The sequence below is a fragment of the Catenulispora yoronensis genome, assembly GCF_039531695.1.
Lineage (GTDB): Bacteria > Actinomycetota > Actinomycetes > Streptomycetales > Catenulisporaceae > Catenulispora > Catenulispora yoronensis.
Genome location: NZ_BAAAQN010000049.1, coordinates 13,244 through 26,324, shown reverse-complemented (window position 1 = coordinate 26,324; position 13,081 = coordinate 13,244). Strand labels below are relative to the sequence as shown.

10 protein-coding genes are annotated in these 13,081 nt (G+C 71.0%); 8 read left to right on the top strand and 2 right to left on the bottom strand.

The genetic code is table 11. The features are described 5' to 3' along the window. The first annotated feature begins 7 nt into the window (after positions 1-7). From ABD481_RS32260 to aroA, 5 genes are all read left to right on the top strand, one after another. Positions 8-682 (top strand): response regulator transcription factor, encoded by a 675-nt coding sequence (locus ABD481_RS32260; RefSeq protein ID WP_344669605.1) that lies wholly within the window; start codon positions 8-10, stop codon positions 680-682. Next, complete coding sequence (locus tag ABD481_RS32255; RefSeq protein WP_344669604.1) at positions 679-2,172, top strand: HAMP domain-containing sensor histidine kinase; 1,494 nt, start codon at positions 679-681, stop codon at positions 2,170-2,172. Before ABD481_RS32260 ends, ABD481_RS32255 begins: the two co-directional genes overlap by 4 nt. A 151-nt stretch (positions 2,173-2,323) precedes the next feature. Then, positions 2,324-3,358 carry a hypothetical protein gene (locus ABD481_RS32250; protein ID WP_344669603.1) on the top strand — a complete coding sequence of 345 codons (1,035 nt, stop codon included), beginning with the start codon at positions 2,324-2,326 and terminating at the stop codon, positions 3,356-3,358. 154 nt (positions 3,359-3,512) lie between these two features. After that, on the top strand, positions 3,513-4,433 hold the full coding sequence (locus ABD481_RS32245) for a zinc-binding dehydrogenase (protein WP_344669602.1): 921 nt from the start codon (positions 3,513-3,515) through the stop codon (positions 4,431-4,433). Between the two features lie 74 nt (positions 4,434-4,507). Next, the gene (gene aroA, locus ABD481_RS32240) at positions 4,508-5,758 is read left to right on the top strand and encodes a 3-phosphoshikimate 1-carboxyvinyltransferase (RefSeq protein ID WP_344669601.1); all 1,251 of its coding nucleotides are present in this window, start codon (positions 4,508-4,510) and stop codon (positions 5,756-5,758) included. Positions 5,759-5,784: 26 nt separating this feature from the next. Here aroA and ABD481_RS32235 read toward each other — a convergent pair whose 3' ends face one another. Beyond that, on the bottom strand, positions 5,785-9,159 hold the full coding sequence (locus ABD481_RS32235; protein ID WP_344669600.1) for a helix-turn-helix transcriptional regulator: 3,375 nt from the start codon (positions 9,157-9,159) through the stop codon (positions 5,785-5,787). 235 nt (positions 9,160-9,394) lie between these two features. On the opposite strand from ABD481_RS32235, the gene ABD481_RS32230 reads away from it, so the two are divergent. The 3 genes from ABD481_RS32230 to ABD481_RS32220 all read left to right on the top strand — a co-directional run bounded on the left by ABD481_RS32230 (position 9,395) and on the right by ABD481_RS32220 (position 12,436). Further along, positions 9,395-10,543, top strand: coding sequence for a hypothetical protein (locus ABD481_RS32230; protein WP_344669599.1), 1,149 nt, complete (start codon positions 9,395-9,397; stop codon positions 10,541-10,543). Positions 10,544-10,619: 76 nt separating this feature from the next. Beyond that, positions 10,620-11,138: a SigE family RNA polymerase sigma factor gene (locus ABD481_RS32225; RefSeq protein ID WP_344669598.1), complete on the top strand. Its 519-nt coding sequence runs from the start codon at positions 10,620-10,622 to the stop codon at positions 11,136-11,138. An 8-nt stretch (positions 11,139-11,146) separates the two neighbouring features. Next, the gene (locus ABD481_RS32220) at positions 11,147-12,436 is read left to right on the top strand and encodes a hypothetical protein (RefSeq protein ID WP_344669597.1); all 1,290 of its coding nucleotides are present in this window, start codon (positions 11,147-11,149) and stop codon (positions 12,434-12,436) included. Here the strand turns inward: ABD481_RS32220 and ABD481_RS32215 are convergent. Further along, positions 12,433-13,017 (bottom strand): TetR/AcrR family transcriptional regulator, encoded by a 585-nt coding sequence (locus ABD481_RS32215; RefSeq protein WP_344669596.1) that lies wholly within the window; start codon positions 13,015-13,017, stop codon positions 12,433-12,435. The two genes, ABD481_RS32220 and ABD481_RS32215, sit on opposite strands and share 4 nt — an antisense overlap. Positions 13,018-13,081: the final 64 nt, after the last annotated feature.

Here is a 13,081-nt window from a genome sequence, read left to right as displayed (position 1 = left end):
TCCCGGCATGCGCATTCTGGTGGTGGACGACGACGCGGCGGTTCGTGAGTCGCTGGAACACGCGCTGCGGCGCGACGGCTACGACGTCGCCGTCGCCGCGGACGGCGCCGCGGCGCTGGCCGAGCACGCCCGGACCCCGCCCGACGCGGTGGTGCTGGACGTGATGATGCCCGAGCCGAACGGCCTGGAGATCTGCCGCGCGCTGCGCGACGCCGGGGACGCCACGCCGATCCTGCTGCTCACCGCCCGCGACCTGGTCGCCGACCGGGTCGCGGGCCTGGACGCCGGGGCCGACGACTACCTGGCCAAGCCGTTCGCGCTGGAGGAGCTGCGGGCCCGCGTCAGGGCCCTGCTGCGCCGGTCCGGCACCGGTACGCCCGAGCTGCTGCGGTTCGCCGACGTGGTCCTGGACGTCGCGGCCTGCCGGGTGACCCGGGCCGGGGAGCCGGTTCCGCTCACCCGGACCGAGCTGGCACTGCTGGACCTGTTCCTGCGCAATCCGCGCCGGGTGCTGTCCCGGACGCAGATCTTCGAGGCGGTCTGGGGCTACGACTTCGGCCCGGAGGCGACCGCGCTGTGGGTGAGTATCAGTTATCTGCGAGGCAAGCTGGAGGCCGGGGGCCGCCCGCGCCTCATCCAGACCGTCCGGGGTCTGGGCTACGTGCTGCGGGAGGATCCGTGAACCTGCGCCTGCGGGTGGCGCTCGCCGGCGGCGCGGCGATGATCACGGCTTCGGCCGTGGCCGGCGCGATCGAGTATCCGGCGATCGGCGCCGGGATGCGGGCGCAGCTGGACGCGTCGCTGGTGGACGCGGTGCGGCAGAGCCCTGATTCGTTGAAGGACGTCCGCGACAAGGTGCTGAGCGGGAGTCCGGCGGCGGCCGGCCCGACCGCCGGGGGTTCGGCGGCCGGCTCGGGCGGTCGGGTCACCAAGGAGAACCGCAACGGCGTGGAGGACACCGAGAAGTCGGCCCCGCCGGCCGGTGTTCCCGTCCAGGGTTACGTCCTCAGGGTCGGCACCGGGCTGCTCCAACTCGTCGTCGCGCCGGTTGTCGGCCCCAGCGACCGCTTCACCGACGTGACGCCCCATGATGTCGACGTGGCGGCCGGGCGGTCCGCCGCGTACTTCCAGGACGCCGTCTACGGCGGCAAGCTGTACCGGGTCTACACCGCCGCGATGCCGGGATACCCCGACTCGGTGATCCGCGCGGCGCGGCTGGAATCCGATCCGGCGCCGACGCTGCACGCCCTGCTGTGGCTGCTCGTCCTGCTCACCCCAGCCGCCGGACTGCTGGCCGCCGCGGTCGCGCGCCTGCTGGCGGGCCGCGTGCTGCGCCCGGTCGGCACGCTGACGGCGGCCGTCGAGCACATCACCTCGACCGGCGACCTGACCGGGACCGTGGAGGTCCGGGGCCGCGACGAAGTGGGCCGCCTGGGGCGGGCGTTCACCGCGATGACGGTCGCGCTGGACGGCACCGTCGGCGCGCAGCGCCGCCTGGTCGCCGACGCGTCCCACGAGCTGCGCACGCCGCTGACCTCGCTGGTCACGAACCTTGAGCTGATCGCGGAGAGCCCTGCGGACCCGCACACGCCGGTGCTGGCCGACAAGGCCCTGGCGCAGGCGCGGGAACTCAGCGGACTGGTCGACGACCTGGTCGAGCTGGCCCGGTGCGGACAGGCTCCCGGGTACACCGAGGACGTCCGGCTGGACCTGCTGGCGGCCGCCGTCGCCGAGCGGCGGAACACGAGCGGGGCGGCGGTCGCGGTGGAGGTGGTCGCCGAGGAGCCGGTGATGGTGCACGGGGATCCGGACGCGCTGGAGCGGGCGGTCGGCAATCTTGTGGACAACGCGGTGAAGTTCGTGGCCGCCGCCGAACTGGTCGCGGCGGTCGGCTCGCCGGACCCGCCGCCCGTCCTGGTCACGGTCCGGCACGTGGAGTCCCGCGCGGTCGTCGACGTCCGCGATCACGGCCCCGGGATCCCCGCCGCCGACCTTCCCTACATCTTCGACCGCTTCCACCGGTCCCCGGCGGCCCGTTCGCTGCCCGGCTCCGGCCTCGGCCTGGCCATCGTCAAGCAGGTCGCCGAGACGCACGGCGGCAGCGTGGAGACCGTCCCGGTGCCCGACGGCGCCTGTTTCCGCCTTGTGCTTCCGGCCGTGGCCGTGCGGTAAGGCCCGGTTCCGGGCCCGGGGTTGACGCCGGCGTCCCGATGAATCAGGGTGCTTCTGTCGCGCGCCACGGGGGCGTGCTCGACGGGGGCGGGTGGGGGCGATGGCGCGATCCTCGGGCACCATGGGAGTACGGGTTCTGACAACGATCGGAGTGCTTTCGGCGCTCCTGGCCGGGAATCTGGCGTGCGGGGGCGGCGCGCGCGGACCCGCCGTCGAGCCGGCCGACCGGATCCAGATCCTCGATCAGGCCGTGGCCGCGGTCCCGGGCAGCGTGGTCACGCCCATCAGCCAGGCCGACGGGGCGTTGACCGGGCCGCATTTCCGGCTGAAGTTCGACCGTTCGACCGTCAGCGGGACGACCTACGGCATGGTCGACTCCCGGGGATACACCGACAACCAGCCGCACGCCGCGGCGAACGGCCACGAGTTCATCGGCCTCAGCAGCGACACGGTGAACATCTACGACACCTCGAAGATCGCGGTCAGCGTGGTGATCGACGGTGCGGAGCGTCCGGTGCCGGTGGCCGGCAGCGCCTTCGGGTTCGTGGTCAGCGTGCCCGTGGGGCACACGGCGCTGCTGAAGGTCGTCGACGAGGGCCGGGCGCAGACCTTTGACATGCGTGCCGGCAGGCGCGGGTCGGACGCCGTGGTCGGGTACTACCCGCCGCGGTCCCTGGCGTGGCCGAAACACAGCGACAACGCCGACTTCTATGTGAGCCGGGCAACGTGCGACGACCCGAGCACGGCCGGGACGGGCCTGAAGGACGCATGCGGATTCGAGGTGTCGTTCTCGCTTTTCGGCGGCACCATCGACCTTCAACCCTGGCTGCCGCGTCTGGGCTGGGCCCCGCCCGGCCGCATCTGGGTGTCGACGACGGCGTTCATCGACGTCGACCCCGGCCTGCACACCCTGATGGACGTGACCTTCACGCTCGACCCGGCGAAGTCGTTCACCCTGACGCTGCCCGACGGGACTGTCTCGCCCGGCCGGATCGCCGAGGGGGCCGACCACATGGTGCATCAGCCGCAAGGGGCGACCCTGGCCTTCGACGCGCCGGACTCGATCACCGGAGGCGTCGTGACCGTCCAGGGCCTGGGCACCTTCACCCCGAGCGGCGTCACCTGGGTCAAGGCACCGGAGGCCAAGCAGTTTCAGCTGACGGCGAAGGAGCCGACGGCGAGTTAGCCGGGCGCCTCGCAAGGGCCCTGCCTCGGCGGACCACCGATGGTTGTCGAACCGTCCCGCCGGTTGTTGGACCATGCCGCCTCCCCGGCGGTTTCCTTGATCTCGAAGCCGGACGCCACCCCAGGGCGGCCGCGAGAACAGAGAGGAAACCGCCATGAAGGCCATGGTCGCCACCGGGAACGCCACCCCGTCCGTCGAGCTCGCCGAGGTCGAGCACCCCCAGCTGGGCCCGGACGAGGTGCTGGTCAAGGTCGAGGCGTACTCGGTCAACCGGGGCGAGACGTTCCAGCTCGAATCCCCGCCGCCGGGCTGGCGGCCGGGCAAGGACGTCGCGGGGCTGGTGGTCCAGGCCGCGGCCGACGGCAGCGGCCCGGCGGTGGGCCGGCGGGTCGTCGGGCACCCGCCGCAGGGCGGCTGGGCCGAGTACGTCGCGGTCCCCTCCCACGCGCTGGCCGAGCTGCCCGACGAGGTCGACGCCGTGACCGCCGCCGCGCTGCCGCTGGCCGGCCTGACCGCGCTGCGCCTGCTGCGGGTCGTCGGCGACGTCGCGGGTCGCAGGATCCTGATCACCGGGGCGTCCGGCGGCGTCGGCCACTACTTCGTCGAGCTGGCCGCCGCGGCCGGCGCCCGGGCCACCGCGGTGACCGGCTCGCCCGAGCGCGGCCGCCGGCTGACGGAGCTCGGCGCGGCCGAGATCGTCCAGGACGTCGCCGACGCCGCCGGACCGTTCGACGTCGCCCTGGAGAGCACCGGCGGGGCGAACCTGCCGCTGGCGCTGGCGAAGGTGGCCCACCGCGGCCGCCTGGTGTGGTTCGGCCAGGTCAGCCGCCAGCCCGCGACGCTGAACTTCTTCGACTTCTTCGCCGGCCCGGAGTCGGCCACGATCCGCCACTTCCACTACGCCGACTCGGACGTCTCCGACGGCGAGGACCTGGCGACCCTGGTGCGACTGGTCGCCACGGGGCGTCTGCACCCTGAGATCGGCGAGGTGGCCGACTGGACCGAGAGCGCCGCCGTCCTGGACCGGCTGCGGGACCGGGGTATTCGTGGCAACGCGGTCTTGACGGTTGCCTGACGTCGCGGCGACACAGCTCGCTGAGGACTGATCGTGGAGTGATCGCCGGGGAGGCAAGCCATAGGCTTCTCACCATGACCGTTGTGGAAATCCCCGGATCCAAGTCGATCACTGCGCGAGCGTTGTTCCTCGCCGCGGCGGCCGAGGGGGTGACCACTCTGCATCGGCCGCTGTCTTCGGACGACACCGAGGGTTTCGCTGAGGCGCTCCGCGTCCTGGGCTACGAGCTGGCTCAGGAGGAGCGCCTCTGGCGGATCGAGGGGCGGCCGCACGGGCCGGCGGTTCGTGACGCCGACGTCTATTGCCGCGACGGCGCGACCACGGCCCGGTTCCTGCCGGCGCTGGTCGCGGCTGGTGAGGGCGTCTTCCGGTTCGACGCCTCCGCGCAGATGCGCCGCCGGCCTATTGGGCCGCTCACCCGGGCGTTGGTCGAACTTGGGGTCGACCTCGTCCACGAGGGTGTCGACGGTCATCACCCGGTGACGATCCACGCGGCCGGTGTGAAGGGCGGCCACATCGAGCTCGACGCCGGGCTGTCGTCGCAGTTTCTCAGTGCATTGCTGCTGCTCGGCCCGCTGACCACCGAGGGCCTCACCATCACCGTCACCGACCTGGTCTCCAAGCCTTATGTGGACATCACGTTGGCGATGATGCGGCGCTTCGGGGCCACGGTCGACCACGACGGCAGCACTTTCAGCGTCGCGCCCGGGGGCTACCAGGCCGCCGACTACCTGATCGAACCGGACGCCTCGACGGCGAGCTACGTCCTGGCCGCTGCCGCCGTCACCGGCCGGACGGTCACGGTGCCCGGCCTGGGCTCCCAGGCTTTGCAGGGCGACGTCCGTTTCGCGGGCGTCCTGGAGCGGATGGGAGCCGCGGTCGAACTCGGGCCGGACTCGGTCACCGTCACCGGCCCGCGTGAGGGCAGGCTGCGCGGGATCACGGTCAACATGCGGGACATCTCCGACACCATGCCGACGCTGGCCGCGATCGCGCCGTTCGCGGATGGGCCGGTGCGGATCGAAGACGTCTACAACACTCGCGTCAAGGAGTGCGACCGCCTCGACGCTTGCGCCGAGAATTTGAGGGCGCTGGCCGTCCCGGTCACGACCGGCCGGGATTGGATCGAGATCGAGCCGGCTGAGCCCGGGCCGGCGCATATCACCTGCCACGGCGACCACCGCATCGCCATGGCGTTCAGCATTACCGGGCTGCGCGTCCCCGGTATTACGTTGGATGAGCCGGGGTGCGTGAAGAAGACCTTCCCGGGTTTCCACGAGAAGCTGGAGGAGCTTCGGCAGACGTGGAGTCTCCCGACTGTGTGACGGACTCGGATTGGTTGTGCGCGCGCTTATGCAGCCCGGTGGGGAGAGTCGCCGGCTGCCGGATCCGAAGCCAGAGCCTGATCGAGATCATGGCGGGAGTGGACACCGAGCTTGGTGAACGTCCCGGCAAGGTGCTTCTCCACGGTCTTGCGGGAGATGTGCAAGGCCTCTGCGATCTGCGGGTTGTTCATGCCGCCGGCGGCCAGCGCGGCGACGCGCGTCTCGCTGGGCGTCAGCGCCTCGGGGCCGGTCAGGCGGGCGCGGGGCGCCCGGGCGCCGGTGGCCGCCAGCTCGGTCCGGGCCTGGTCGGCGAGATGGTCCGCACCACACTGCGTGGCCAGGTCGAGCCCGGTACGCAGGGGAGCGCGGGCGGCGCTGCGGTGGTTGGCACGCCGCAGCGCCGCACCCCACGCGACCAAGCTGCGGGCGTGTTCGTAGCGGGCCGGAGAACGTTCAAGGACCTCGACCGAGTGTTCGAGCACTTCAATGCTCTCGGGCCCTGGTGTGAGGAGCCCGACGGTTCGCAAAGCTCTGCCAATCGCCCAAGGAGTGCCCGCTCGGCGCGCGCGGACCAGCGCCTCCTGCGCGCTCGCGCGCGCGGATCCCCGCGCCAGCGCCAGGTCCATGAGCCACGGATTCCACGACGGACTCAAACAACCGTGCGCCTCCAGCACCCTCCCGGCAGCCTCCAGATCCGCGGCAGCGTCGGCGGACCGGCCCTGCGCCAGGCGCAGCTCCCCACGCACCGTGAGCGGATCAGGCAACAACAACGCGTCGCACGGACGCTCGCCGAGCCCATTCTGCGCGGCCAGACCATGCGCCTCCGCCAAACGCCCACGAGCAGTCAGCACCTGTATCAGGGTCCCCAGCGACCACCACCACGACGGCACCCCCGAACCCAACTCGGCAACAAGCCGCCACGCCGCCCGGGCATCACGCTCAGCCGCCAACAGATCGCCCCGCCGATAGGCGGCGACAGCACGCAGAGTCTGCACGAAGCTGTAGTGCGTCCCACGCCAACCATGCCGATCGAGATGCGCGACCCCCCGATCGAGCAGCGCGGTCGCGGCATCGAGCCGATCAGTGAAGATGTAGACCTGAGCCAAAATGCACGGATTCTCAAAGTCATGCCCCTCACTCGCCCAGTCCGCCCCAACCGCAACCGCCCGCTCCACCGCCCCACAAACCTCCGCCACCGGATCCCCCGCGATCATCGCCTCCCACGCCCGCAACACCAGAACGGTGCGGACATCGCGAGCGTTGCCGCCTCCGCGATCGGCACCACCGCTACCGCCACCATGTTCAATGCGGTAACCAGCACCGCTTTCGCCACCAATGCAGCGCCCGCCGGTGCCGGAACTGGCACGGCCAGCCTCATCGCGACCAGCGGCACCAACAACGGAACGCGCACCGCCACCGGCAGCACCGCCACTGCCTCCGCCACCGGCATCGATGCAGCGTTCGCCAGCACCGGCATGGCCGCCCTCATCGCCACCGCCATTGCTGGCACCGGCACCGGCACCTCCGCCACCGATGCCGCGTTCGCCAGCACGGGTACGGCCGCTCTTATCGCCACCACTGGCACCGGTACGCGCACCGCCATCGGCACTGCTACCTCCGCCACCGATGCTGCGTCCGTCGGCACCGTCGCCCTCGCCACCGGCGCTGCCGTCTCCGCCACGGTCTCCGCCTCCGCCACCGATGCGGCGTCCGCTCGCACCGGCAACCTCATCGCCGCCCGCACCTCCGCCCGAACTTCCGCCGCTACCAGCGCCCCTACCATCGCCACTACCCGACCCACCCAAGCACTCCAGCAGCGCCCGCCGCCCTCCCGGGTCGGCATGGCCGGCCCACCAGGCGCTCCACACCGACTGCTCGACCCGGAGGCGTCGGGTGTCGCCGGGATGGCCGATTGTTGCCGCTGTCGCATCGAGTACTGCGACCGCGGAGCCGACCTGGTCGCAGTGCGAGAAGGCTTTGGCGAGGCCGAGTGCTGCCTCGCAGCGGGCGTGTCGGTCGGTGGACTGCTCGACAGCGAGTTGGAAGAGGGGTAGCGCGGAGCGTGGGTCCAGGTGTGAGGCGGCGATGCCCCACTCGTGGTGGACCTGGCCGCGCAGTTGTGGTGGCGGAGGTTCCTCGGCGGCGCGGCGGAGGTACTCGGCGGCGATCTCCGGTGCTCCTGCTGCGAGTGCCCGGTCGGCGGCTTTGCGCAGTCTGGCCACCGTCCATGCGTCGCCGATCGGGGGTGCGGCCAGCAGGTGGGCGGCGATCTGGGGTGCGGCGGCGCCGGATCGGGCCAGCATTCGGGCTGCGCGGCGGTGCATCAGGCCTCTGGCGGAGGTTGGGATGTCCGCGCGGATCGCGCCTGCCACGAGCGGGTGGCTGAAGGCGAATGCTGCGCTCGGGGCCAGGATGCCGGCGGCGCGCGCCAGATCGCAGGCGTCCGCGGCGTTGCTGGTCGACAGGCCGGCGAGGGACGCGACCTGGTCGAGGCGGCCGTGTTCGCCGAGGACCGCCGCGGCGCGCACCACGGCGAGCGTCTGAGGGCCGAGCCTGTTCACGCGGGCGAGTACCCATCGGCTGATCGTCTCCGGGACGATGGGAGCGAGCTCGGCGGCATCTGAATCAATAGCCTGTGTTGGGGACTGCGCGAGGTGCCGGATCAGCTCGGTCAGCAGGAACGGATTGCCGCCGGTGGCGTGGCGGCAGGCATCGACGAACCTCTCCGAGCTCGGCCCGAGCGCGCTCAGCAGCAGGGCGGCGACCGCAGTGCGAGTCAGGGGTCTGAGCACTACAGTTCGAGCAGCCTGCGCCTGAGCGAGCGCCTCCACCAAGGGCTGCGCGGGCCCGGGCTCCTGCGAACGCGAAAGGACTACGCTGAGGACCGCCGCGCGATCCGAACGACGCGCCAGGTAGTTGAGCCAACGCAAGCTCGGGGCGTCGGCCCAGTGGGCGTCATCGACAAGCAGAGCCAGCGGCGATCGGGCCGACAGACGCAGGGTGAGCCGATAGAGCGCATGAACCACGCTTGCCGGATCGGTGAGCACGCTCGCTGATCCAGGTTCGAACACCGTCTGCGCCCCGCTGGCGTCCCCGGCGAACATCGCGGCGCGCTCGGCGTGCGCGCTTCCAGCCACGCTCCCGGCCACCCCGTCAGCAAGTGCGGGCTCGAGCAGTTGCAGCACCACGCCGAACGGCAAATCCTGTTCGAGTTCGTGCCCCCGAGCGCTCAGCACAGTCATCCCAGCGGCCCGCGCCCGCGCCGCGATCTCGGCGGCGAGCCGGGTCTTGCCGATGCCGGGCGAGCCCAGCACCACCGTCACGCCGCCGGCGCCCCGAGCAGCCCGTGCCAGGTCGGCACCCACGGCGTCCAAAACCTCGTGCCGCTCGTACAGCTGCACGAGAGCCCCCTACACGCCGGTGGCGCACGGCACCCGCGCCGCGCCGTCCCTCACGTTCGCAGGGTAGCGCGATACCGGTTGATATTCACCCATCCCGCCACGAAGGCCCGGCGAAAGGTAGGGAGCCTCCCCGCCGCCGGCCGGTGGTCGGAGTCCTAGTCTCCGCCGAGAAAGCTCGCTCACTGATACACGCCCCCTGATAAAGGAACGACGTTCTTCGAAGGGCAGGAATGGGATGTCTCGACTACGACGGATCCTCCGACGCGTACCGGTCTGGGTGAGCGCGGCCGTGCTCGCGATCGCGACCTCGGCCGCCCCCACGGTCACGGCCGCACCCACACCGACCCCCACACCCAAGGCCCCCACCACCAAATTCCTGAGCGGCGACTACGGCCTCGGCCGGCAGTCGCTCGCCTGGAACGGCACCTCGGCGCTGGCCACCGCGACGGATTTCGACGGGGACCTCGACTACTGGTGGCAGGACTCCGGCGGGACGTGGCATCAGCAGACTGTCGCGCTCGCGGGAGCGGTCTCGTACTACTACCCCTCCATCACGTCGACCAGCACCGGCGTCGTCATCGCCGCCTCCGACACCGGCGGCGGGCTGGACTACTGGTGGCAGGCCAACAGCGACACCGTCTGGCACCACCAGACCGTCGCCGCCAGCGGCTTCCAGTACGAGGAACCCTCGATCGCGTGGAACGGCAGCGCCGTGATCATCACCTCGACGGACAACTCCTACAACCTGGACTACTGGTGGCAGGCCAACGGGACCTCGACGTGGCACCAGCAGACCGTCGCCGCCGCCGGCACGCTCAGCTACTACTCCCCGACGATCACCTCGACCGGAACGGCCGTCGTCATCGCCGCGCTCGACTCCTTGGGAAACCTGGACTCCTGGCGGCAGACCTTCGGCACCACGCCCTGGACCAAACAGGTCGTCGCGACTGCCGGCAAGATCACCTACCCCGGCCCGCCCTCGATCGCCTGGAACGGCACCAGCGTGCTCATCGCCGCCGACGACTCGGCGGGCAACCTCGACTACTGGTGGCAGGACTCCGGCGGCACCTGGCATCAGCAGACTGTGGCCCTCAGCGCGTTCAACGGGGGCGGCGGACCCTCGATCACCTTCACCAGCACCGGCGTGGTCATCACCCAGAGCGAATTCCCCGGCGCCCCGCTGGACTACTGGTGGCAGGCCAACGGCACGACCACCTGGCATCAGCAGACCGTCGCGTCGGGACCGGTGATCGAATACTACTTCCCGGCCATCGCCTCGACCGGCGCCGCCGTGATCATCCTGGCCGGCGACACCTTCGAACACCTGGACTACTTCTGGCAGGCGAACAGTACGTCGATCTGGCACCAGCAGACCGTGGTCTGAGACTTTCTCCGGCAAGATGTAGAACCCATCAGCACTCACCTCGTGTTGTACCAGTGTGAGATCTCTCAGGAACGGTATGAAGCCCGAACACGTCGACGAGTTCCGGGCCTTCGTCATGGGAAGCCAGGGCCACCTGAGACGCTCGGCCTACGTGCTCTGCGGCGACTGGCACCTCGCCGAGGACCTCGTCCAGAGCGCGTACGACCGGGTCTTCCGCGCGTGGCACCGGGTCCGCGCCATGGACCTGCCCGACGCCTACGCCCGCAAAGTGGTCTACCGCTGCTTTCTCGACAGCAAGGCGAGGCAGCGGGAGTCCACGACGCTCGACGCTCTGGGCGACGGACCGACCGCGCCGGCCGACGACGCCGACATCCGCCTGACCATCCTGGCGGCGCTCGCCGACCTCGCCCCGCGCACGCGGGCCGTCGTCGCGCTGCGCTACTGGGAGGACCAGAGCGTCGAGCAGACGGCGGCGATGCTCGGGATCAGCACCGGCACGGTCAAGAGCATGGCCGCGCGCGGCCTGGCCCAACTCCGGGAGCGGCTCGGCGAGAGTTTCAGCACCCTGCTTCCCGACTCCACGGACATCAGGTGAGGCGATACATGAAGCACACATCAGAGAACGACATCCCGGAGCTGGCTGCTCGGGCCTTGATCAACCGCCTGTTCGACGGCGTCGAGCCGCCGCATCGCGCAGGCATGGCAGAGTCCTCCATCACGCACGGCGCCGAGGTCTCGCGGCGCCGCGTCTACACCGTGGCCGGTACGGCGGTCTGCGTGCTGGCGATCGCCGCCGGCGCGGTCGTCGTCGCGAACCGGGGCGCGGACAACCGTGATGACTGGTCGCTGGTCACGGGAACCGTGCCGCCGACCTCGGCGTCGGCGTTCGAGGACCAGGCGCCGACGTACTCGGACAAGATCCGGGAGATCCAAGCGGAGCTGCCGGGGCTGCTCACCCCGCTGCTGCCGGCGGGGCTGACGGTGCGGTACGACACCACTCGGCAGGGCCCGATTTCGAGCCGGACGGGCGACGTCTCGCCGGACTTCATGGTGCGGGTCGGCGCGAAGGACTACGTGTTGCAGATCGATGCCGACAACACCGGGTACGAGGATGCCTTTACTCGGAACCCGGCGACGGTCCCGGTCCAGGTCGTGGGGGGAACCATCAGGGTACGGACACTGCCATCGTCGGGATCGGACGACGGCGGGTCGGCCTTCTCGACGTGGTTCGAATACCTGCCCGCGGACACGTCGAAGCCGCCGATCCGGATCCTGATCTACGGAGACAGCGTCAGCGCCTCCGCACAGGGACCGTTGGACGTGGAAGCCTTCAAGAAGCTTGTGAACGCGCCGGGATTCAAGGCCGTGGCCGACCTGCTGGATCCGTCCGTCCCCGCGTCCGCGACGGCGGTTCGGCAGCGCTACGAGATCGAGACGCGGATCGCCGCCGAGACAGCCTGGATTCTGCCTCCGGGCTTTCGTCTCAAGCTCAGTCCGGCGATTCCTTGGGCGCTCGAACTCGTCGGCCCGCGCGGGGTCAACACCTTCGGCTGGGCGGACACGGCCGACGGTGCGCCGGACCCGACCTGCCGGAAGGCCACGTTGTGCTACGACGCCGGGTCCGGCGCGTTGAAGCAGGTCGCTCCTGACAGCAAGCCGCGGATGGGAAGGTATGTGTATGCCGCCTCCGACGGGTCGGGCAAGACCGGCTATCTGACTGTCCTCGGAAAGCCCGCACTCGGCATGAACATCGACCCCGCGGTCATGGGGAAAGCCGATGCCGAGGCCGCGCCGGAGGGTCCGGGGCTCACCCCGCAGCAAGCCATGGCGATCCTGAAGGCGCCGAATCTGTCGTTGGTCATCGCCAATGTCGAGCGGGCCATGGCGGGTTAGCCGCGCTCGGCGGTGGTCAGTATTTCCAGCACCGTCGCGGCGTAGTCCGCGTCCGGCTCGGGCGCCGAGTCGGGCGCGCCGCGCCGCAGGGCGGCGGTGCCGAGGTAGATGGCGTAGGCGGTCTGGGCGCGGGTGCGGGCCTGGCCCGGGGTGAATCCGAGGTCTGCGAAGGCGCGTTCCAGGACCGCCACCCGGCGGGCCGTCACCCGGGCGATCGCGGCGCCGACCGACGGATCCTCGGCGTCGGCCAGGAGGGTGAGCGCGACCGCCGAGCCGCGTTGGTCGGCGAGGGAGCCGGGGAAGGTGTAGCGCAGGCGCTCCATGGGGTCGGCGACCGTGTCCAGGTAGCCGGCCAGCCGCTCGGTGTGCTCGGCCTCCCAGCGGTGCAGCGCGGCCTCGATCAGGGCCTCGCGATTGGCGAAGTGCCAGTAGAAGCTGCCCTTCGTCGTGCCGAGCCCGACGGCGAGGGCCTCCACGGAGACCGACGCGACGCCGCCGGCGGCCACGGCGTCGAGGGCGGCGCGCTCCCAGTCCTCGGCGGTGGTCTTCGGCGGGCGGCCGCGGCGGGGTTTGTCGGTCATGGTGGACAGTATTCCATGCGGGTGCGTACATTAATCGCGTCAGGGTTTACGTACGCGCACGTAT